At 44.0% G+C, this 23,802-nt stretch carries 15 protein-coding genes; all 15 read left to right on the forward strand.

Features of this window, described 5'->3' with window-relative positions; all coding sequences use genetic code 11:
* Positions 1-211: 211 nt before the first annotated feature.
* The 15 genes from ACYX4W_RS13285 (at position 212) to pyrD (ending at position 23,724) form a co-directional block, all read left to right on the forward strand.
* On the forward strand, positions 212-928 hold the full coding sequence (locus ACYX4W_RS13285) for an SIMPL domain-containing protein (protein WP_474806736.1): 717 nt from the start codon (positions 212-214) through the stop codon (positions 926-928).
* Positions 929-940: 12 nt separating this feature from the next.
* On the forward strand, positions 941-1,396 hold the full coding sequence (locus ACYX4W_RS13290; protein ID WP_476073506.1) for a GAF domain-containing protein: 456 nt from the start codon (positions 941-943) through the stop codon (positions 1,394-1,396).
* 2 nt (positions 1,397-1,398) lie between these two features.
* Entirely contained in the window at positions 1,399-1,689 is a 291-nt protein-coding gene (locus tag ACYX4W_RS13295; protein WP_118494789.1) for a hypothetical protein, read from the forward strand.
* A gap of 16 nt (positions 1,690-1,705) precedes the next feature.
* A complete protein-coding gene (gene proQ / locus ACYX4W_RS13300; protein WP_474806732.1) occupies positions 1,706-2,374 on the forward strand; it encodes an RNA chaperone ProQ in 669 nt (222 codons plus the stop codon).
* Between the two features lie 3 nt (positions 2,375-2,377).
* A complete protein-coding gene (gene prc / locus ACYX4W_RS13305) occupies positions 2,378-4,420 on the forward strand; it encodes a carboxy terminal-processing peptidase (RefSeq protein ID WP_476073507.1) in 2,043 nt (680 codons plus the stop codon).
* A gap of 86 nt (positions 4,421-4,506) precedes the next feature.
* Entirely contained in the window at positions 4,507-5,841 is a 1,335-nt protein-coding gene (locus ACYX4W_RS13310) for a sodium-dependent transporter (RefSeq protein ID WP_476073508.1), read from the forward strand.
* Between the two features lie 73 nt (positions 5,842-5,914).
* Positions 5,915-7,390 (forward strand): Na+/H+ antiporter NhaC, encoded by a 1,476-nt coding sequence (nhaC, locus tag ACYX4W_RS13315; RefSeq protein ID WP_476073509.1) that lies wholly within the window; start codon positions 5,915-5,917, stop codon positions 7,388-7,390.
* A gap of 47 nt (positions 7,391-7,437) precedes the next feature.
* Complete coding sequence (gene pepN / locus ACYX4W_RS13320) at positions 7,438-10,047, forward strand: aminopeptidase N (RefSeq protein WP_476073510.1); 2,610 nt, start codon at positions 7,438-7,440, stop codon at positions 10,045-10,047.
* Positions 10,034-10,276, forward strand: a complete 243-nt coding sequence (locus tag ACYX4W_RS13325) for a DUF2835 family protein (RefSeq protein ID WP_476073511.1) — start codon at positions 10,034-10,036, stop codon at positions 10,274-10,276. The genes pepN and ACYX4W_RS13325 overlap by 14 nt, the downstream gene beginning before the upstream one ends.
* Positions 10,277-10,617: 341 nt before the next feature.
* Positions 10,618-12,678: a DUF1302 domain-containing protein gene (locus ACYX4W_RS13330; protein ID WP_476073512.1), complete on the forward strand. Its 2,061-nt coding sequence runs from the start codon at positions 10,618-10,620 to the stop codon at positions 12,676-12,678.
* Positions 12,679-12,689: 11 nt separating this feature from the next.
* Positions 12,690-14,057 carry a DUF1329 domain-containing protein gene (locus ACYX4W_RS13335; RefSeq protein ID WP_476073513.1) on the forward strand — a complete coding sequence of 456 codons (1,368 nt, stop codon included), beginning with the start codon at positions 12,690-12,692 and terminating at the stop codon, positions 14,055-14,057.
* A 79-nt stretch (positions 14,058-14,136) separates the two neighbouring features.
* A complete protein-coding gene (locus ACYX4W_RS13340) occupies positions 14,137-15,183 on the forward strand; it encodes a WD40/YVTN/BNR-like repeat-containing protein (protein WP_476073514.1) in 1,047 nt (348 codons plus the stop codon).
* A gap of 15 nt (positions 15,184-15,198) precedes the next feature.
* Positions 15,199-17,517 (forward strand): efflux RND transporter permease subunit, encoded by a 2,319-nt coding sequence (locus ACYX4W_RS13345; protein WP_476073515.1) that lies wholly within the window; start codon positions 15,199-15,201, stop codon positions 17,515-17,517.
* 196 nt (positions 17,518-17,713) lie between these two features.
* Positions 17,714-22,552 (forward strand): NAD-glutamate dehydrogenase, encoded by a 4,839-nt coding sequence (locus ACYX4W_RS13350; protein WP_476073516.1) that lies wholly within the window; start codon positions 17,714-17,716, stop codon positions 22,550-22,552.
* A gap of 164 nt (positions 22,553-22,716) precedes the next feature.
* Entirely contained in the window at positions 22,717-23,724 is a 1,008-nt protein-coding gene (pyrD, locus tag ACYX4W_RS13355; RefSeq protein WP_476075480.1) for a quinone-dependent dihydroorotate dehydrogenase, read from the forward strand.
* The last annotated feature ends 78 nt before the right edge of the window (positions 23,725-23,802 follow it).

Raw genomic sequence — 23,802 nt, forward strand, 5'->3', positions numbered from 1 at the left:
CTTTTGAAATAATCTCAACTAGTTGCCCCTGTTTACTATTGTTAACACGAGGCTTAACTTATAAATAACGCTGCTCGACGAAGTTGTAACTCTCTAACTTGCGGTTCAGTGCTAATATTTCCTGCATCAAATACATTCATACACTATTCAGCCATGTACATTTATTCTCAATAACAAAGTGAATAAACATGTCTTCTGAAAAGGAATCATTATGAAATTATTTATGCATACTAAACCAAACATGTTCACAAGAGCGCTTTGGGCTTCAGCAGTAATCGCATTGTCCGCCCCAGTGGTTTCTGCTCAAGCTGCACAAGATGCAGTAATAAATGTTCAAGGCGTAGGTGCTGTAGAAGTGACACCAAATGCTTACTCAGTGAAGTTGGTTGTTGAAGAAGAGGGCGCGACGGTAGGCAAACTCAATACGCGACTAGATGCAGACTTGCGTTCTATCGTTAAGTTTCTCCTTAATCAAGGCATAGACGAAAAGCATATTCAAAGTATGCAAGTGCGCTTGCAACCTCGTTATACCAATACACCGCAAGGACGACAGCAAGAAGGTTTCACTCTGTCTCGTGATATCACAGTCACCTCAACCGATCTTGAAACCTACGATAAAGTGCTAGATGGCGTGCTAAAGCGTGGTGTTGACCGTATCCAACAGTTTAACTTTATCACTATTGGTGAAGGCGATGCATACCAGAAAGCTCTAATTGCTGCAGTGAAAGACGCAAAGCAACGCGCCCACTTATTAGCGAAAGAATTAGAGGTGGAAGTAGGTGAAGTAGTTGCAATCTCAGAATCTGGTGGCAATATGCCGATTCCAGTAATGCGTGCTGAAGCTTTTGCCAAAGACATGTCTATGTCTTTACCGGGTCAAGAGCGTATAGAAGCGCGGATTAATGTGTCTTTTAATATTGTTCAATAGCAGGAAATTCGTTTGAAAGAACAACAGTACAGCCAGTTAGTCGCCCAAGCAAAGAGCTTGGTTTCTGGCGAGCATGATCTCATTGCTAATATGGCCAACATCAGTGCACTGCTTTTCAATAACCTCGAAGAGGTAAATTGGGCAGGCTTCTATCTTTTTAAAGAAGAGCAATTGGTACTTGGTCCATTCCAAGGTCAGCCCGCTTGCATTCGTATTCCCCTAGGAAAGGGCGTTTGCGGTACAAGTGCAAGTACCAGAACCGTTCAGCGTATAGCCGATGTTCATCAGTTTGCAGGACACATTGCTTGTGATGCCGCGTCTAACTCTGAGATTGTTGTTCCACTTGTACTCAATGATAAGCTCATCGGCGTACTGGATATCGACAGCCCTGTGTTTGAACGTTTTAGTGAAGAAGACGAAAAAGGGCTCGTTGAAATTGCTCAAATTCTCATGGATTCGCAGAAATAATTATGAAATCCAGTGTCGACATACACGTTGTTTTATCCACATTTGAAGATATGGAAGACTTTCATGATGACCCAGATGAGGCATCTGAACGTTTAAACTTCATTCTTCACGCGGTTTATGACAATGCAGAAGAAGATATCGAAACACAGCGTTTAGAGCAAATTTTGCACTACGCATGGGAATCTTGGCAACAAGATAAGCATTTATTAGAAATAGATGACGACGAATTGCTTGATTGGGTTGACCACACGCTGGCAACTTGGGATGATGCAAGTAACGATGAAATCTCCTGAATAATTTAGAAAGTTAATGGAATCACCAGAGAAGTTTACTAACAGTAAGGAAGTGATAGCTTTCCTTGCAGAGACCTTTCCGAAATGTTTTAGCATTGAAGGCGAGGCCCGCCCACTTAAGATCGGTATTTTTCAAGATCTAGCCACTCGTTTAGAAGAAGAGGAACGCGTTAGCAAGACGCTTCTTCGCTCTACACTACGTCATTACACCAACAGCTGGCGCTATCTTTATAGCATCAAGGAAGGTGCGAACCGTGTAGATTTAGACGGCGTTGAAGGCGATGCGATTGAAAAAGAACATGCTGATCACGCGCAACAGCAGCTTGAAGAAAGCAAAGCTAAAGCCGCTGAAAAGCGCAAAGCTAAGCTTGCACAGCAGCCTAAGCGTAAAGACAAACGTCAATTTAATCGTCCAAAAGGTGAAAAATCTGCAAATTCGGACCATGCTGATACTAAGCGCGGAACTAAACCGAAAAATAACAGACCAAACACTACACCACCTGCGAAATTGACCGACAGCGATTTACAGCAAGGTACGCAAGTTACCGTTAAATTAGGTAAAGCACCTATGCCAGCAGTAATTACCGAAGTTGCTAAAGATGGCATCCACGTTCAATTAGACTCAGGCATGGTAGTTAAAGTAAACGCAGACGCTTTACGTTTGGCACGCTCCAAGAGGTCGTAAAATATGAGAGACATCCTTCGAATTTCCATCGCCAGTGCTTTTCTTACCGTAGGGGTAGGAGCTGGCGCCGTTACGTCAACACCAGAGGTAGACGAGCTTCCTATTTTACAGCAGGAATCTCAACACAGTGTTGCCGCAAAACGAGTAAGCGCACTTTTTACAAGGGCGCATTACAAGGAAATATCGTTGGATGACGCGCTTTCTGCTCGAGTTTATCAGCGCTTTATCGATTCATTAGATCACAATAAGCAAGTATTGTTATTGTCTGACGTGGTAGGTTTTGAAAAATACCGCACCCTGTTCGATGATGCGCTGAGTAAAGGTAACCTTTCAGTTGCCTATGATATGTATAACGTAAGTGCGAAGCGTCGCGTTGAACGTTATGAGTTTGCATTATCATTGTTAGAAAAAGGGCCATTTGATTTCGAAAAAGAAGGCGATAAATTCTTTTACGATAGAGAAGGCGCAGACTGGCCTGCAAATAAAGCTGAGCTTGATGAAATCTGGCGTCAACGCGTTAAGTATGATGCGTTGAATTTGATACTTGCAGATAAAACGTGGGAAGAAGCAAAAGAGCTGCTTACCAAACGTTACACGCGAGCAATTAAACGTACTAAACAAGCGAAAAGCGAAGACGTGTTCCAAACTGCCATGAATGCGTTTGCTCGCACTATAGAAGCTCACACTAGTTATTTGTCTCCGCGAAACGCTGAACGTTTCCAAATGGACATGAACTTGTCGTTTGAAGGTATTGGTGCGGTATTACAAAGCGAAGACGACTACACAGTTATAAAAAGTGTAGTGCCAGGCGGGCCAGCAGACGAATCGGGCGCAATAAAGCCTGAAGATAAGATTGTTGGCGTAGCGCAAGACGATGAAGAATTTGTAGACGTAATTGGATGGCGACTAGACGAGGTCGTTGAGCTTATCAAAGGCCCGAAAGGAAGTACTGTCCGATTACAAGTTGAAAAAGGCGCCTCTGAGTCCAAAACAACCTCGGTGGTTAGTCTAACTCGCGATAAAATTAAACTTGAAGATCGCGCCGCAAAGTCTGAAGTATATGTACCTGAAACAGGTCCTCACGCAGGTGAACCATTAGGTGTAATCACCATTCCAAGCTTTTACAACAACCTAAGTATGGATGTTGCAAAAGAAATAGAAAGCTTGAAAGCACAAAACGTAAAAGGCGTGATTGTTGATTTACGTGGTAACGGTGGTGGCTCACTTACTGAAGCCACATTGTTAACCGGCTTATTTATAGAAAAAGGCCCAGTAGTTCAAATTCGCTATGGTCAAAGCAAAGTAAGCGTAAATCGTGATACTGATGGTGAGGTCGCCTACGATGGTCCACTGACGGTATTAGTTGATCGTTATAGCGCATCAGCATCAGAAATTTTTGCAGCGGCTATGCAGGACTATAACCGCGCACTCATTGTTGGCGAACAAACTTTTGGTAAAGGTACAGTTCAACAACACCGCGGTTTAGGCAAGATTTATGACCTTTACGATAATCCACTTGGCAGTGTTCAGTTCACTATCGCTAAGTTCTATCGTATCGACGGTGGAAGTACTCAGCATAAGGGGGTTATTCCTGACATCCTTTATCCATCTGCTGTAGAACCATCAGAGTGGGGCGAAGCGCAGGCAGAAAACGCCCTGCCATGGGATAGTATTAATCGAGCAAACTATACGACTTTTGCTGACGGCACTGCCGCTCTGGACGTATTAACAGCGAAACACAACAAACGCATTCTGCAAAACCCAGAGTTTTCTTATATTTATGACGATATTGAAGAATACAAAGAAAACAAAGATAAGAACTTTATCTCACTGGTGAAGTCTGTACGCGAAGCAGATAAAAAAGAGGCGGAAGAGAAATCTCTCGCACGTGCTAACGAACGTTTACAGCGAATGGGAATGGAAACTGTCACATCATTGGACGACTTACCGGAAGATATGGAAGAATTAGACCCATTCTTGGATGAAGCCGCCAACATCACGTTCGATATGATTGAAACAGGCCGTTACGCTATCACAAGAAACTAAGTGATTAGAAAAAAGGGCTGGTCTAGGGCCAGCCCTTTTTTTGTGTCTATAAATAAACTAATAAAACAATAATAAAGGGAAATAACATGGCTATCAGAGGCGAATTTTCCTCTCGAATAGGGTTCGTGCTAGCAGCGGCAGGCTCAGCAGTTGGACTCGGCAATATTTGGGGTTTCCCCACAAAAGTAGCGAGTAACGGAGGGGCTGCGTTTGTTCTTGTATACTTACTCCTTGCCTTCGTTCTCGCTTACCCGGTTCTCATGGCTGAACTCATCATTGGACGTAGTTCACGTTCGAATATGGTTGACGCTTTAGGTAAAATTTCAGGTAATTTTGCCGGAAGGCTAACCGGAATTTGGGGCTGTGTTACCGTTTCACTCATTCTTGCCTTCTACGCTATTGTTGGTGGATGGATGCTAGTTTATTTTGCCGATGCTGCCGTCAGTATGGTTGGATTAACCAGTGCAAGCGATTGGCTGCTCACCTCATCAGTTACGCGTAACGTTATATTCTGTTTTTTATTCATGGGCTTAACCGCATTTATTGTTGTTGGCGGTGTAAAGTCAGGTATTGAGAAGTGGTCAGTTCGGCTTATGCCTACTTTAGTTATTCTCATTCTTGCATTGATAGTCTACGTGAGCCTTCAGCCTGGTGCCGTAGAAGGATGGTCAGCGTATTTAGTGCCTGACTTCTCCCGTGTTCTAGACCCGGAATTACTAATTAATGCAATGGGGCAAGCGTTTTTCTCAATGTCTTTAGGTGTAGGTACTATGCTGGTCTACGGCTCATACCTTAGTAAAAATGAGAACCTACCAAGCATTGGCGCTTCCGTTGCGCTAGTCGATATAGGTGTAGCCGTGATAGCTGGTATGCTTATTATTCCAGCTATGTACGTTGCGCTGAACAATGGCGTCGAAATCTTCACGCCAGAAGGCGCGTTAATCCAAGGTGACACGCTGATTTTTAAAGTACTGCCAGCACTGTTTGATACCATTGGTACTGTAGGGCTTTTCGTTGCCTTTACCTTTTTCGCGCTAATGGCGATTGCGGCAGTCACGTCTTCAATTTCAATGTTAGAAGTGCCCGTTGCGTTTATGGTAGAAAGCAAAGGTCTTCAACGTAAAAAAGCCGTGCTATTGATGGCATCGATCATCTTTGTTTTAAGCTGCATCATTATTTTGAATTTCGAAACCTTGTTTGGCCTTGTTATTGCTCTAACCACAGAGTATAGCCAACCACTCCTTGGACTAGCATTGTGTATTTTCGCTGGTTGGGTATGGCGTAGAGACGCCATACTGGAAGAACTCAAGCAAGGTGATGAGTTTGCTGAGCACAGTATTTTCTGGAAAATCTGGCCTTGGTACGTTCGCTTTGTATGTCCGGTTATCATTGCGCTGATGTTTTATCGCTCTGTGTTCTAAAGCGCCATAAGTTGCAGCAAAAAGCACGTTTAACGCGTTATAAATACAATAAAAAAGGTTTTTAAAAACGACAATGACGAATAAAGAGATAAAGACGCCGTCACTACTCGATGCAATACTTCCTATTCTTGCGCTAGTGCTCATGATGGGAAGTGCGGTTTACCTGTTTGCGGATAATTCTTCATATGGTCCAAACCAAATTGCGTTACTTTTGGCAATGGGCTTAGCTGCTATTATCGGCATGAAAAACGGGTACAGCTGGAAAACCATAGAGAAGGGGATCGTTGATGGTATTTCCATGTCTCTGGGTGCCTGCCTCATATTGTTAGCCGTAGGCTCACTCATAGGTACATGGATGCTTGCCGGCACCGTGCCTACACTTATTTATTTTGGATTAGAGTTGCTTAACCCTTCGTTTTTCTACGCTGCTGCATGTCTAATCTGTGCAGTAGTTGCTATGAGTATTGGTAGTTCTTGGACGACCGCAGCAACGGTAGGTGTGGCATTAATGGGTGTATCAGCGGGTATGGAAATGTCTGCTGCTATCACAGCTGGCGCTGTGGTCTCTGGAGCGTACTTTGGCGACAAAATTTCGCCATTGTCTGAAACAACTAACTTAGCTCCCGCGGTTGCAGGCACCGATCTGTTCGAGCATATCCGCTACATGCTGTGGACGACCATTCCAAGTTTTGTCATTGCCCTTGTATTATTCACTGTCCTTGGCTTTAGCGAAGTAGGTGAGGCTAAAGCAGAGCGTATAGAACAAATGCAGCTTTTGCTTAATGACTCTTTTGACTTGGGGTGGCATTTGCTAATTCCTCTTGTGGTTCTACTTACTTTAGCAATTAAGAAGATGCCGGCTTTCCCTGCGGTTTTTATTGGCGCTTTGTTAGGGGGCGTTTGGGCAGTTGTGTTTCAGTGGGATGTGGTTACATCCATGGCAAGTAGCGATGACTCAGCAAACATTGGCGCGCTAAAAGTTGTGTGGACAGCGCTATTTGACGGCGTAAGCTTTTCTACGCCAGACGAAAATTTAAATAGCTTGCTGTCTCGCGGCGGCATGTCTTCTATGCTAAATACTATTTGGCTTATTATTTGTGCTATGTCGTTCGGAGCCGTACTTGAGCGTGTAGGTTTGTTAAAACGTGCCGTGTCTGCCATATTGATTGGCGCTAAGTCAGCCGGTGATATGGTAAGTCGAACCATTCTTACGTGTTTTGGAACTAACCTTGTAACGGCCGATCAGTATATTTCTATCGTTATGCCAGGGCGCATGTACAAAGAAGAATTTAAAAAACGAGGGTTAGACCAACTTAACCTTTCTCGTAGTCTTGAAGACGGCGGTACACTTACATCTCCGCTCATTCCTTGGAACACTTGTGGTGCCTACATGCACAGTGTTTTATTGGTAAACCCATTTGATTACGTATTCTATGCATTCTTTAACGTAATCAACCCGATCCTTGCTGTTGTGTACGCGTATTTAGGTATTAAGATTCTACGTATTACACCACCACACGTTGAAGTTAACAGTAAAGAAACGGTTTAACCAAACGTTCCAAATAAACCCACGTAGGCTTTCTTTTAGGAGGATCTATGTCAGTTCAAGCTAAACGCCGGGCGGATTATCAGCCGCCCGCTTTTTCAATAGCGACAGTTGACCTACATATTACGCTACACCCAACGCAGACTCAGGTTGTCAGTACATTATCTGTCTCACGCAATGGCAATCATGATAGCCCTTTAATCCTTGATGGCGATAACTTATCGCTTAACGCTATTGCAATTAACGGTAATGCTTTATCTGGTGACGAATATTCGGTTTCGGATACGTCGTTAAGCATTGCCACTCATCTCGATAAATTTGTCTTAGAAATTACTAACACCATTGCGCCTGAACAAAATAAAGCCCTTGAAGGCTTGTATTTATCGGGCGGCGCCTATTGCACGCAGTGTGAAGCGGAAGGGTTTCGCCGAATAACTTATTTCATGGACCGCCCTGACGTTTTGTCCGTATACACGGTTACTGTCGTTGCCGATAAATCAGTACCTATGTTACGCGCGAACGGTAACCCTGTAGACAAAGGGGATATCGATGAAAACACCCATTTCGTGAAATGGCATGACCCGCACCCTAAACCTTGTTATCTTTTTGCATTGGTGGCCGGTGATTTCGATTTACTAACCGATAGCTACACAACGACAAGCGGTAAAGACGTTGCGCTAGAGTTGTATGTCGACAAAGGCAAAAAGTCCCAGGGCGTCTTCGCTTTAGAATCCCTTAAACGAGCGATGAAATGGGACGAAGATGTTTTCGGGCTAGAGTACGATTTAGATATTTACATGATTGTTGCCGTCGACTTCTTCAACATGGGAGCGATGGAAAACAAAGGCTTAAACGTCTTTAACAGCAAGTTTGTTTTAGCTGACCAGAAAAGTGCGACTGACGATGACTTTTTCAATGTCGAATCTGTTATTGCACATGAATATTTCCACAATTGGACTGGAAATCGAGTTACTTGTCGCGATTGGTTCCAGCTAAGCCTCAAAGAAGGGCTTACAGTATTCAGAGATCAACAGTTTAGTGCTGATATGACCTCGGCGCTAAGTAACCGTATAAAGCACGTTCGCGTAATGCGAGAGCATCAGTTCGCTGAAGATGCCAGCGCAATGAGTCACCCGATTCGCCCTGAAGAAGTGATTGAAATGAATAACTTCTACACGGTAACAGTTTATGACAAGGGCGCAGAAGTCATTCGCATGTTCCATACATTACTTGGACCTGATGGATTCAGACGTGGCATGGATGAGTACTTCAGAAGGCACGATGGTCAAGCGGTCACGTGTGACGACTTTATTTCCGCCATGCAGTCGGCGACTGATTTAGATTTAACTCAGTTTACGCGCTGGTATAGCCAATCTGGAACACCTGTGATTTCTGTTAAGCACAGTACGGAAGCTATCGACAACGACACCGTCAAGCATACCTTTACTTTGACGCAGCACACGCCCGCCACCTCAGACCAAAGTGAAAAGCTTCCCCTTTATATCCCAGTGAATATTGAGATCATCGATAAAGAGGGCAATACCTATACTGACAACGAATCGCTCATTGATGATGGTATGGTTATCTTAAAAGATGCCTCTTTGCGTTTAACCGTAAATGCTAAAAGTACTGATTTAACACCGGTAGTATTAGGTAACTTTTCGGCACCAGCGAAAGTAGAAAATCCGCTAGATACAGAATCATTACTTACTATTTTCAAACACGCGAAAGATCCGTTCAATCGCTGGGACGCAATGCAAGCATTGTATGACCGCTGTATAAAGCAGTTAGAAGAATCTCCGGGCTCTGCCATCAGTAACGCTATTTGGAACGGCGTTAAACAAGCAATAGCTCAAGAGCAGAATAATCTGGAACTGCTTGGCGAATGCCTAGTTATTCCTTCTTTTGAGACCTTGTGTCAAAGTCGTAGCAATATCACTGTGTCCGCGCTATCAAAAGCACGAAAGGCATTTTGTGAGCAGTTTTCCCGCGCGCTAGAACAAGAATTATTAGCGGTGTTTAACAACATTGAACACAGCGCCTATAGCTACACGCAAGATGCAATTAATCAGCGCCGTTGTAAAAATGTCGTGCTTGCGCATTTAGCACGCTTATCTCAATACGAAGACCTTGTCGTGTCGCAATTTGAAAATGCAGATAACATGACCGATACACTAGGGGCACTGAGAAGTGCGCAACACTGCAGTTCAACTACGTTCGATAGCTTGATGGCTAGTTTTGAACAAACGTGGAACCACGACCCTCTGGTTCTAGACAAATGGTTTGCGCTTCATGCAACGCAAAATCGCGAAGATATCTTTGCTACTATAACTATGCTGTGTGAGCACCCGCAGTTTGCAATGAGCAATCCAAACCGTGTCCGCTCTGTTATCGGTAGTTTTGCGTTCTATAATAGCGAAAGGTTCCATGCCGCAGATGGTAGCGGTTATAAGTTTGTAACTGACTATTTGCTAGAACTTGATGCAGTCAACCCGCAAGTTGCCGCTCGTATTGTAACACCGTTAACCCAATGGCAAGGTTTCGCTAGTGAACACCAAGTTCATATGAAGCAGCAGCTTGGACGCTTACTTAACCATAAGGGCCTAAGTAAAGACTTGTTTGAAAAAGTAAGTAAAAGTCTTGCTTATGAAAAGCATTAACGCATCAGACTCCGTCTTTTATTTTTCAATAAACGCACCTTACAAACAATGTGAGGTGCTGTATGTCCCGTCTATGCCAGATGTAGTCATGTTTAGTGAATCTGGTCTTAGTGTTCAGGTACCCACCAATCGGCTTCGCCAATTTGTCACATCGGACGGTATCAAAGGCCGTTTCAGAATGGTCATTGACGCTAATAAAAAGATTAAATCTTTTGAGAGGCTCGGATAGGGCCTTTTTTGTTTTTTCAAAGCTATAATTTACACAATACTTTAATTACCTCCGCGTCTTTAGTTCACGGTCTTCAGTAGTGCGCCTCACGCTTAAAAATGCTACTTAGCGGTAAATAAGATAAATCCTCTTAAAACTTGTACAATTTTCCTGCAAGTTTATAAATGCCTTTTATACTCACAATAAAGCAATAACTATTTGATACGACTAATGTTGTAAATTTTGTTAACTGGTAGGATTAGTTCTTGCGGTTATGGCAAAATGATGTAATGATTTTGTTAATCGTTATGGTTGGTCATGATGTCACGCATTAAGTCACATCGACTTGGGAGTATAAAAATATGAAAAATGGGCCTAGCGCTTTTAAGATATCACCGGTAGCAGCGGGAGTTCTCTCTCTGCTAGGTGCTGCTGCAGTACCAGCACACGCTGCAAACTGGCAAGTAGGTGATGTAAATATTTCTTTAGATTCAACATTTACATTAGCTACAAGTATTCGAACAGAGGCAAGAGATTACGACCTTATTGGTAACAGTAACCATCCTCAGTTTGACTGGAGCGGTTATCACGCAGCTTTCAATCCTTTATACCCAAGCAGCGATGTATGGGGTTTGGCTGATGGTGCGTATTCAACGAATGGTGACCTCGGTAACCTAGCCCACGATCCGGGCGATGCGTTCGCAACGCAAGTTTCAGGCTCACATGAATTAGATATTAACTTCGGCGACTATGGTTTCTTCGCTCGGGGATTCTGGTTCTATGATTTCGAGCAAATGGATGGTGACCGTCCTTACTCTAACCCAATAACCGGCAACCAATACGATCTTTGTCAAGACCCAGAGGCGGAAGACCTTTTATGTACAGATGTTCGTTTGTATGATGCTTTCTTCTATGGCGACTGGTGGATTGGAGACAAGCCACTAACTCTTCGTGTTGGCCGCCAAGTAATCAGTTGGGGTGAAAGTACGTTCATCCAACATGGTATCAACACGACCAACCCTGTGGATGTAACGCGTGCTCGTGCACCAGGTGCCGAGCTAAAAGAAGTATTCCTACCGGTAGGTATGGTTTACGCGTCTTTAGGCTTAACTGATACGGTGAGCATTTCAGGTTACTATCAGTATGAGTGGCAACGCAGCTGGCTTCCTGTGTCAGGCAGCTACTTCGCCGGTAACGACTTTGCAGGCGAGGGCGGTCAACGCCAGAATATTCAGTTAGGTTTTAGTGGTAACCCTGATATTGACTTAGATCACTTATTAACTGCTTTAAATGGTTACGGTGATTTATTACGCTCAGGTGCTGATGCTGCAGATATCTCTCAAGCCTATCTTGCTTACCCGACAAAAGTTGCCATTCGTGGTTTCTCTGATGAGGCGCATAACGATGCAGACGACCAAGGCCAGTATGGCTTGCGCTTAACGTGGTTTGCTGAGAATTTGAATGAAACAGAATTTAGTTTCTATCACATTAACTATCACAGCCAGCGTCCGCTTATTTCTGGTAAAACATCAGACTTTACTGCCGAAGGTATTGGCGCAGACCTAGCGTTCCTAGCCACTAACACGGTTACTCGAGATAACATAACAGAGTTGGGTGCGTTCACGCAGTCTGAATTCTACTATCCAGAAGACATCAAACTTTACGGTATGAGCTTCAACACCAACATTGGTACTACGGCTCTAGCGGGTGAATTTGCTTATCGTGTAGATGAGCCACTTCAAATAGATGATGTAGAGTTGCTATACATGGGTATGCCTGAGCAGTTAGCTAACGCAGGCCTACGTCCAGATCTTGAAGGAATCTCTCAGCTAAATAACATTGGCCGTGCTGTAGGTCCAGGTGAAACTGCAGAAGGTTTCCTTTTCTCTGATACATGGCAAATGCAATTTACCGCGTCACATGTATTCGGCCCTAAATTTGGCTCTGACAACTTCGTACTTCTAGGTGAAGTAGGTTATGTAAACGTTGTTGATATGCCAGACCCAGACGTAATTCGTTTAAATGCACCAGGTACTGCTCGAACACCTTCGCTTGAACCAATTAACGGTAACGCTCGTGAAGGTCTACACCAAGGCCTTTCAGACGGACCTGAGACTAATCCGTTTGCTACTGACGATGCGTGGGGCTATCGCTTATTGGCGGTTGCTGACTACAACTCAATATTCGCTGGTATGAACCTTCGAGTTCGCGGTACTTTCTCGCATGACGTTGAGGGTACTACGCCAGATCCATTATTCCTTTTCACAGAAGATGTTAAGTCTGCTGCACTTTCTTTCACGTTCGATTATTTAAGCAAATGGTCTGCAACGGCGTCTTACAGTGCATTCTGGGGCGGCATTGGTACAACTAATGCGCTATCTGACAGAGACTTCATTTCATTTAACATCAAATACGCAATCTAAGAGTGGTTTTTATGATTAGAAAAGTAGGAATTATTGCAGCCGCCTTGTCACTGGCTTTATCTGGTGCAAGCGCTATGGCTAAAGTGTCTGATGCAGACGCAAACAAATTGGGTAATGAACTAACGCCACTTGGCGCAGAAAAAGCGGGTAACGCTGATGGCAGTATCCCTGCCTGGACTGGCGGTATTACGTCTGCACCATCTGGGTACAGTGTGGGTGACCACCACCCAGATCCTTACCCAGAAGACAAGGTGTTGTTCGAGATAACAGCACAGAACTATAAAGAATACGCGGAATTTTTATCTGAAGGCCAGAAGAAGCTTTTCGAGGCTTACCCAGAAACTTTTCGTATGCCGGTTTATCCAACGCGACGTTCTGCGTCAAACCCACAGGCTGTTTACGATGCGACTAAGGTAAACGCTACCAGCGCTGAGCTTCTCGACGATGGTAATGGTCTTAAAGGTGCTGTTTTGGGTATCCCATTTCCAATACCTCAAAACGGGCTTGAAGCAATCTGGAACCACATTCTTCGCTACCGCGGAGCAGCGGTTCAGCGTAACGGTGGACAAGCAGCGGTTACTACCGGTGGTGATTACAACGTAATCGGTTTTGATGAGCAGTTGCTGATTAAATATGCTGAAGAGGGTGCTACACCTGAAAAGCTAACAGATGAAAATATCCTGTTTATGTTTAAGCAAAAAGTAACCAAGCCAGCCCGCCTAGCGGGAACGGCGTTACTTGTTCACGAGACCGTAGATCAGGTTAAAGAACCGCGTAAAGCGTGGACTTATAACACCGGTCAGCGTCGTGTTCGTTTAGCACCTAATATTGCTTACGATACGCCGGGAACTGCTGCTGACGGCCTACGTACGACTGATGACTTCGATATGTTTAACGGTTCTCCAAACCGTTATGACTGGAAACTTGTTGGTAAGCAGGAAATGTTTGTTGCTTACAATAACTATGAGCTTCATTCAGACAGTGCTTCGTATGATGATATCTTGAAGCCAAATCACGTTAATCCAGACCTAACACGTTGGGAAAAGCACCGTGTTTGGGTAGTTGAAGCTACGTTGAAAGAAGGTTTCCGTCACATTTATCAAAAACGCGTATTCTTCATTGATGAAGATAGCTGGCAAATTCAAGTCGCTGATATGTATGATAATCGTGGCGAACTGTACCGCGTTGGTGTAGCTTATGGTGTTAACTACTATGAAGTTCCTACTCAATGGTCGACGCTCGATGCGTACTACGACTTAAACTCTCGTCGTTATTTGGCCATTGGTCTAGATAACGAAGAGCAAATGTACGACTTCACCGTACGCCCTCGAGATGTGGAATTCACGCCTCAGGCGTTACGACGAGAAGGTAAGCGCTAATCACCTTACACAACAAACGGTTGGCAATTGCCAGCCGTTTTTGTATACAGACAATTATAAATAGGGGGAATGGTTAATTATGAAAAAAACCATTGCAGCGTGCATTGCCGCCACATTCGCAGCTAATTACTCTCCAGCTGCACTTGCCGAAGAAGCATTCATGGCACCTTTGGTTGAGCAATCAGTTCTTTTGGACATAGACGCTGATTCATTTGTCGTTATTGTCGGTGAACGCGGTCACGTATTAGTGTCGGAAGATGGCAAAACTTTCAATCAAAAAGCGGTGCCAACTCAATCAACGCTTACCGCAACTACTGTTGTGGGCGAAAAAATATGGGCAGTAGGTCACGATGCTGTCATTCTTCATTCTTCAGATAGGGGCGAAACATGGGAAATACAAAATTATCAACCCGACCTTCAACGCCCGTTCTTAGATGTATTATTTTTTGACGAACAGCAAGGTATCGCCACCGGTGCCTATGGCTTGTTTTATCGAACGCTTGACGGTGGAAAGACGTGGTCTGCAGAACGCCACGCCAGTCTTCTTGACCCAATGGACCAAGAATACCTCGAAGAAATTCGCAAGGAAGACGAAGATTTTTATCAGCAAGAGTTAGAATCTATTTTACCTCACTTAAATCGTGTAACTCTTGATGGTGATACGCTGTACATGGCTGGTGAGGCAGGTTTGTTAGCCAAAAGCACCAATATGGGTGAATCTTGGGAACGTTATTACGTCGACTACACAGGGTCTTTCTTCGACATCAAGCCGCTGGATGAAAACACGGTGCTTGCCGTAGGTCTTCGTGGGAATATTTTCGTAAACAGGGATCAAGGGGAATGGGAATACGTTCAAACTTGTTCAACTAGCACCCTTAATTCAATTTTAATTGAGTCAGAGTCAAAGGTTTATGCTTTAGGCAACAACGGCATGATGGTAAGTGCACAACGTCCGCTTCCTACCAGTATGCGTGATCCTTATGCTAACCCATCCAATTGTCAGAGTGATGACGGCATTTCCGTGTCACAAATAAAAGATAAAGCGGCGATTTTAAACGCCACCGAGTTTAACGGTACCAGCATTGCTGTTACTGCAAATGGCATTAAAACGTTGAATTTAAAATAGGGCAGTATAAAAACAATGACCCATTTTCTTGAAAAATTAGTGTTTGGTAACCGCAAAGTTGTGGTGGCACTGTTTGCCATTGCAACGGTTTTTCTTGGTTACCAAGCCTCACAAATGCGTCTAGACGCAGGTTTCGAAAAAAATATTCCGCTTAATCACGAGTACATGAAAACGTATATTGAGCACCGCCAAGATTTTGGTGGGGCCAACAACATCTTAGTTTCAGTATGTGATAAAAACGATAATATTTATAACCAAAATTTCTTCGATACGTTAAAGAACGTTCACGACCAGCTTTTCTTTATCAATGGCGTAAACCGTTCGTTAGTAATTTCACTTTTCTCTCCCTCCACACGCTTCACTGAAATCGTAGAAGGTGGTTTCGCAGGCGGCCCGGTCATACCAGCAGACTTCGACTCATCAAGGCCAGAGGCTCTGGAGCTTGTGGCTGCGAACGTAGAAAAAGCGAACATCGTTGGTAGACAGGTATCAAGTGACTATAGCTGCGCAATGGTAACTGCACAGTTGCTAGACATTGACCCGCAAACGGGTGAGCCGCTTGATACTCTTGCCTTAGCAGCAGAGCTTGAAGAACAGCTTCGCGGTCAATACGAAAACGAAAATACCTCTATCCATATTATTGGATTTGCGAAAATGATTGGCGACGTAGCCGATGGCGCTAAAGATGTACTACTGTTTTTCGCTATTGCTATCGCAATTACAGCCGTTATGGTGTACTTCTTCTCGCGAAGCCTTATGCTTACCGTATTGCCATTGGTTTGTTCAATTATTGCCGTTATTTGGCAGCTTGGGCTTTTAACTTCCATTGGTTTTGGCATGGATCCTATGTCAATTCTTGTACCTTTCCTGGTATTTGCTATCGGTGTAAGCCACGGCGTTCAAATGATTAACGCGGTAGAAAAGCAAGCAGTGACAGGTATTGGTGCGAAGCGAGCGTCTATGGCGGCATTTAGAAACCTTTTAGTTCCAGGCGGAATCGCCTTGTTATCTGATACTGTAGGTTTCATGACCTTACTGGTTATTGATATTGGTATTATTCGCGAGCTAGCAATAACAGCAAGTATGGGTGTTGCGGTTATTATACTTACCAATCTATTGTTACTTCCTGTTCTAATGAGCTTTTTAAAACTAGACCAGAAGTATGTAGAGAAATTTGCTGGTAAGGAAAACGCAAATTCTAAATTCTGGGAAGTAATTGCAGCGTGTTCACGAAAGAAGCCAGCTGCGTTTATTTTAATTGTCACCGCGATTTTGTTCGTGCTCGGTCATTTCCAAGCGCAGAACATGAAAATAGGGGACTTACACGCCGGTGCACCAGCGCTACATGAAACTTCTCGCTACAATGAAGATACCTTTTTGATCACTGACAAGTACGAAGTAACGGTGGATTATATCTCTATACTTGTAGAGACGACGCCAGAAGCTTGTACCTCGCACAGTGTGATGAAAGCCATGGATGACTTCCAGTGGAAAATGGAAAACGTACAAGGCGTGCAGTCTGCAGTGTCACTTGCGTCAGTAGCCAAAATTGTTAATGCCGGTTACAACGAAGGGAACGTAAAATGGCAGGTTCTTCCGCGTAATCAACAGACGCTAGTTCAGGCTATCTCTCGCGTACCTACCTCATCTGGTCTACTTAACGGCGATTGTTCAGTTATGCCTATTATCCTGTTTATGGAAGATCACAAGGCAGAAACCATCTCTCGCGTTGTTGATGCAGTTAAGTCGTATCGCGATGAGTATCAAACTGACGATATGAAGTTTAGCCTTGCTTCTGGACCTGTTGGCGTAATGGCTGCAACAAATGAAGCAGTGAGCGCGGCGCAAGATCCAATGATGCTTTATGTATTTGGTGCTGTTATCGCGCTTTGCTTAATTAGCTTCCGATCAATTCGTGCTACGTTAGTCGTTGTAATACCGCTATATGTGGTGTCTGTATTGGCTCAAGCACTAATGACTTACCTTCAAATTGGCCTCACCGTTTCTACGTTACCAGTTATCGCACTTGGCGTGGGAATCGGAGTGGACTATGGTATTTATATTCTTTCTACCAAAAGCTTAATGCTGAAGAAAGGTGCTACCGTTCAAGAAGCTTATTTCGCTGCTTTGAAAGAACGTGGAAGTGCTGTGCTATTTACCGGTATAACGCTAGCTATAGGCGTAAGCACTTGGGTATTCTCTTCACTTAAGTTCCAAATGGATATGGGCATTTTGCTAACATTTATGTTCGTTGTGAACATGCTTGGGGCAATAATTGTACTGCCTGCCTTGGCTAGGTTCCTGTGGTGGAATAAGAACGACCCTGATGCATAAATTATTTTTGCATAGCTACGCATAAAAAAGGGCCTTTAGGCCCTTTTTTTTGGGTGTTTTCTGCATAGTTATCTATGCTGTTAATATAAGGTTAAAAATGGGCTTTCATTAGCGTCATTTATTAGAGAAAATAGTTAGGTACTCGGCACTTATACCAAATTCAATTGGTATTTCGACATTCAAAAAAGGTTAACAAATGACAGTCACCTCACAGCGACACTCAGTACTGCTAGACAATGTATTTGCACTTATTGATAAAAAAGTAGATACCAAGCAGAAGTCTCTTGTGCAGCAATTCGGACGTCTGTTGTATAAAAACATATCAAGCGACGACCTAGAAAATCGCAACGACAGCGACCTGTATGGCGCAACACTTAGTTTATGGAATGGTTTGGCAAAATTTGAATACGCTTCACCTTACGTTCGTGTTTTCAACCCAGAAATAGCTAAACACGGTTGGCACTCAAGCCACACGATAGTAGAGATTATTGTGTCAGACATGCCGTTCTTAGTTGACTCTGTGCGTATGCTACTGAATCGGTTAAACATTACCGCGCATTTATTTCTTCATAGCCCGATCGGCGTTAAACGCGACAAATCGAACAAGGTCGAAACCTTTGCAGAACCAGGTCAAACCCTAGACGGTGCTAAAAAAGAGACTGTCATTTTCATTGAAATCGACAGACAGACATCGAAAAAAGATATCGATGCTTTAACTAAAGAGCTTTACTCGGTAGTTGATGAAGTCTCTTTAGCTGTTGAAGACTGGCAGGGCATGACCAGTACTTTACAAGACGTTATTAAAAATAACGCGAAATACAATTGGCCTGTTTCCGCAGATGCAAAAAAACAGACTAAGGCATACCTTGAGTGGTTAGGTGACCATAACTTTACCATGATGGGATATCGCTATTATGAAGTTAAAGCAATTGAAGGCGATCATAGATGGATACCCAAAAACGACACCAGCTTAGGTCTTCTTAAAAATTCAATAAATGACCGCGAACGTCTGTTATCGAGATTGCCTGCATCAGCAAGAGCTGAAGCGTTAAGCAAAAACCCGTTGATACTGACCAAAACAAATTCTCGTGCTCGCGTGCATCGCCCAGCCTATATGGACTATGTTGGTGTGAAGGTATTTAATAAAGACGGGCAGGTAGTAGGTGAGCATCGCTTTCTAGGGCTTTATTCAGCATCGTTTTATAACAACAGCGTAACTCAGCTACCCATTTTACGGGAGAAGATTAAGCGTATTTGTGAATTATCTGGCTTTGAGCCAGGCACACACGCATACAAAGCTTTTGCGAACATTATAGAAACCTATCCTCGTGATGAATTACTGCAAACACCAGCAGAAGAGCTCGCACAAATTGTGATGGGCATTTTTCAAATGCAAGAGCGCGGTATATCTCGCTTGTTTATTCGCAAAGATACATTTGGCCGCTTCTTCTCTTGCATGGTATTCGTACCAAGAGAGCGCTACAACACACAGTTGCGTAAAGAGACTCAAGAGCTACTTAAAGCGTCATTAGGCGCTACTGAAGAAGTCGAATTTACCACCTTCTTCTCAGAGTCTGTATATGCCCGTACGCATTACATTGCTAGAGTCAACGACAACAACGCGGAATTCGATGTGAAGGAAATAGAGCAAAACATTATTGAGTTGACCAAAACCTGGAACGACAGACTAGCGTCAGCAATTTCAGCGGCTCACGGCGAAGCGTCTGGCAAGGCGCTTGAGCGCAAATACAACAATGCGTTTTCTCGTAGTTACATGGAGCACAACCTGCCATCAGCAGCGCTGGTAGATATTGGCAAGCTAGAGATGCTTGACGATAATCACACCTTAGATATGTTGTTCTACCGCCCACAAGAAGAAGACGCTGAAAGCCAAGTCGTTAAGCTTAAGCTTTTCCACCGTGCAGAGCCCATTCACCTGTCTGACGTACTCCCCATGCTGGAGAATTTTGGGTTACGCGTAATCGACGAAAGCCCATATAAAATCACGTGTTCCCAAGGTGAGCGAAATTGGGTAATGGACTTCACCATGCTGCACAAAAGCGGCCAGCACTTTGATATGGAAACGGCGCAAACCCTTTTCCAGGACGCTTTTGCGAAGGTGTGGTATAAAACACTTGAAGATGACGCGTTTAATCGCCTTATTTTGGGCGCCAATATGACGGGTCGAAAGGTGACGGTTCTGCGTGCCTACGCTAAATATATGCGTCAAACTGGCAGCTCATTTAGCCGTGACTATATTGCAAATACCCTTTCTAACTATCCAGATATTGCCCGCTTATTGGTAGACTTCTTTGACCAACGTTTTGACCCCAAGAAAAAGCGTAATCAGAAGAAAGAAGACGCAATACTAGAGACCATCAAGGCACAGCTAGATAACGTAAGTAACCTTGATGACGACCGTATTATCCGCCGTTATTTGGATATGATGTCGGCAACGCTACGAACAAACTTCTATCAGCCAGACGATGCAGGCAACGAAAAGTCCTACGTGTCATTTAAGATGATGCCTGAACTTATTCCAGAAATGCCACTTCCGCTGCCTAAGTATGAAATTTTTGTTTACAGCCCACGTGTGGAAGGTGTACACCTTCGCGGCGGTAAAGTGGCCCGCGGTGGTCTGCGTTGGTCTGACCGCCAAGAAGATTTCAGAACCGAAGTACTGGGTTTGGTAAAAGCGCAGCAGGTTAAAAATACGGTTATTGTCCCTGTTGGTGCAAAAGGTGGCTTTGTTTGTAAAAACTTGCCAGTAGGTGAAGGCCGTGCGGCTATTCAAGCAGAAGGGCAAGCCTGTTACCGCACTTTCATTACAAGCTTGCTGGATATTACCGACAACATTGTTAACGGCGAAATAGTACCGCCGAAAGATGTAGTACGCCTTGATGATGACGACCCGTACTTGGTTGTAGCGGCAGATAAAGGGACCGCAACTTTCTCTGATATAGCGAATGGTATAGCAGAAGAGTTTGGTTTCTGGCTAGGTGATGCATTCGCATCTGGCGGAAGCATTGGCTACGACCATAAGAAAATGGGTATTACTGCGCGCGGCGGTTGGGAATCAGTTAAGCGTCATTTCAGAGAAATTGGTATCGATTGCCAGACCACTGACTTCACCGCTGTGGGTGTAGGCGATATGGCTGGTGACGTTTTTGGTAACGGAATGTTGCTATCAAAGCATACGCGACTAATCGCTGCGTTTAACCATTTACATATTTTCTTCGACCCAAGCCCAGATGCGGCTGCTAGCTACAAAGAGCGCCAACGTTTATTTGAAAACCCAAGCCTTAGCTGGGAAGACTACGATAGCAAACTGATTTCTAAAGGTGGTGGTGTATTCAGCCGTGCCTCTAAGTCAATCAAGCTGACACCTGAAATGAAAAAGTGGTTGGGTACGCGTCAATTAACAATGACGCCTAACGAGCTTATTCACAACATTCTTAAAATGCCGGTTGATCTACTTTGGAATGGAGGCATTGGTACTTACATCAAGAGTAAGAAAGAATCTCACTCCGAAGTAGGCGACCGTGCCAACGATGACTTGCGCGTTAACGGCCGCGACGTTCAGGCTAAAATTGTGGGCGAGGGCGGCAACCTAGGTTTGACCCAATTAGGCCGTATCGAGTATGCCTCTAATGGCGGGCGCGTTAACACCGACTTTATCGATAACGTCGGTGGTGTGGATTGTTCTGATAACGAAGTTAACATTAAGATTTTGCTTAACAGCCTGGTCAACGATGGTGAGCTAACCCTTAAGCAGCGTAATAAGCTTCTTTACGATATGACTGACGATGTCAGCACGATTGTATTGAAAGACTGTTACCGTCAAACCCAGTCAATCTCTATTACTGAGTTAGCGGGTGTGAAGCAACTTAAAGAACAGCTTCGCTTTATTCACGGCCTAGAGCGAGAAGGGCAATTAAATCGTGAGTTAGAGTTCATACCGAGCGATGACGAGATCTCCGATCGCGTAGCAACTGACCAAGGCCTAACTCGCCCTGAACTTAGCGTGTTAATTGCCTACGGTAAAATGGTGCTTAAAGATGCGCTCAATATTCCAGAAATCACTGACAATCCTTACCATGGTAAGCTGTTAGTTGAAGCTTTCCCGAAGGTACTTCGCGAAAAATTTGCAGCACACATGCAGCAGCACCCGCTTAGAAGCGAAATTATCGCCACTAAATTAACCAATAATATGGTTAACGATATGGGCCTTAACTTCGTATTTAGAATGCAGGAAGAAACTGGTGCAAGCGTAGACGAAATTGCAGATGCTTACGCGATTGTGCACGGCATTTTCAACATGGATACGCTGTGGGAGCGCATTGAAGAACTAGACAACGTTATTCCTGCAACACTTCAGCTGAAAATGCTTGATGAAGCGCGCAGAATTATGCGTCGTGCCGCACGTTGGTACATTCGCCATGGCAATAAAGCGCAGTCTATAGAAGAGGCCATTGCAAGCTATCGCGGCACATTCGATATCTTGTCGAAAAACTTACAGCATTATTTGGTTGAAAGTGAATATGCCCAATTAGAAGCAGCAACGCAGAAATATATTGATGAGGGCGTACCTCAGGATATTGCTTATCAGGTAGCGAGTTTCTCAAACATGTTCTCAAGCTTTGACTTGGCACAAATTGTAGAGGCTGATAAGCACGACACTGATGTTGTTGCTAAGCTTTACTACCAATTGGGTTCGCGTTTAGAACTTCACTGGTTCTTAGACCAAATTAACAATCAGGCGGTAAGCAACCACTGGCAGGCATTGGCTCGCGCTTCATATCGTGAGGAACTTGATTGGCAGCAGCGCTCAATCGCAGCAAACCTGTTAGCCTCTCGCGAAGATGTGAGCAACGCTGACCAAATTCTAGATGAATGGATTGAAAGTAATCAGGCGCTTCTTAAACGTTGGTATCACATGATGTCAGAGTTTAAGACCAGCACAACGCACGAATTTGCGAAATTTTCTGTCGCTTTACGCGAATTGATGCTTTTAAGCGTGAAGTCTAACCATTAGAATACACGTACCTTAATGATTTAAGCCCTGTTTATCAGGGCTTTTTATTGGCCGATTGGTTATTATTAACTAGCTTTACAGCGTTTTTTGTTAGCAGATAATCTGTAAACGTGAGGCGTAGTAACGACCAACAGACCCTTAATAAGCGAGCGTTAAATACAACCATGCAATCTCTAGTGCAAAAACTCTTACTTCAGTGTGAACCTGAAAAAAGTCACGATTTCACCATTAACTGGTTAAACAAGACACAACATACACCGCTGAAATGGATGTACAGCACACCAACGCTTAAAAAGCCCGTCACTGTTGCCGGCATGACGTTTGATAATCCGGTAGGGTTAGCGGCAGGTCTCGATAAGAACGGTGATTGTATTGATGCGTTTTCAAGCATGGGCTTTGGCTTTGTAGAAATTGGTACAGTTACGCCGCGTCCGCAGCCGGGAAATCCTAAGCCTCGCTTGTTTAGAATCCCTGAAAAGCACGCCATTATTAATCGCATGGGGTTCAATAACAAAGGTGTTGATCATCTTGTCGAGCAAGTAAAAAAAGCCCAGTTTAAAGGGCCCATAGGCATTAACATTGGCAAAAACAAAGACACCGAAGAAGCGAATGCACTCGACGATTATCTGATTTGCTTAAATAAGGTTTATCCTTACGCAAGCTATGTCACTATCAATATCTCATCACCTAACACACCAGGGCTTAGAAACCTGCAGTACGGTGAAGCGCTTGATAAATTGTTAGTAGGCTTAAAAGCCGCACAAGAAACACTCACGCAAACCCACGGAAAGTACGTGCCATTGTTCATTAAAATAGCGCCTGATTTAAGTGATGTTGAAATTGAAAGTATTGCAGCATCACTAATCAATAGCAAAATGGATGGCGTGATTGCTACCAATACCACGCTTTCACGAGATTCGGTTACTGGACTAGAGCACGCTGATGAAATGGGTGGCCTAAGCGGTTCTGTTATGACCGATATGAGTTTGGAAGTAACCCGTAAATTAAATAAGGCACTTGACCGCGCTATACCTATTATCGGCGTAGGGGGCATCGACTCTCCTGAAGCGGCGCAAGCGCGCTTAGATGCAGGCGCATCATTAGTGCAAGTCTATTCGGCCTTTATTTATCAAGGCCCATCTCTCGTTAAACGCATCGTAAACGCGTTATAATACAGCCGAAACAAAGTACACCCGAAACCAATCTCTCGTGTACGCGCTTTACGTTAAGCGCGTACATCAAAAACAGGT

The organism is Alteromonas sp. ABH4_454 (genome assembly GCF_056311775.1).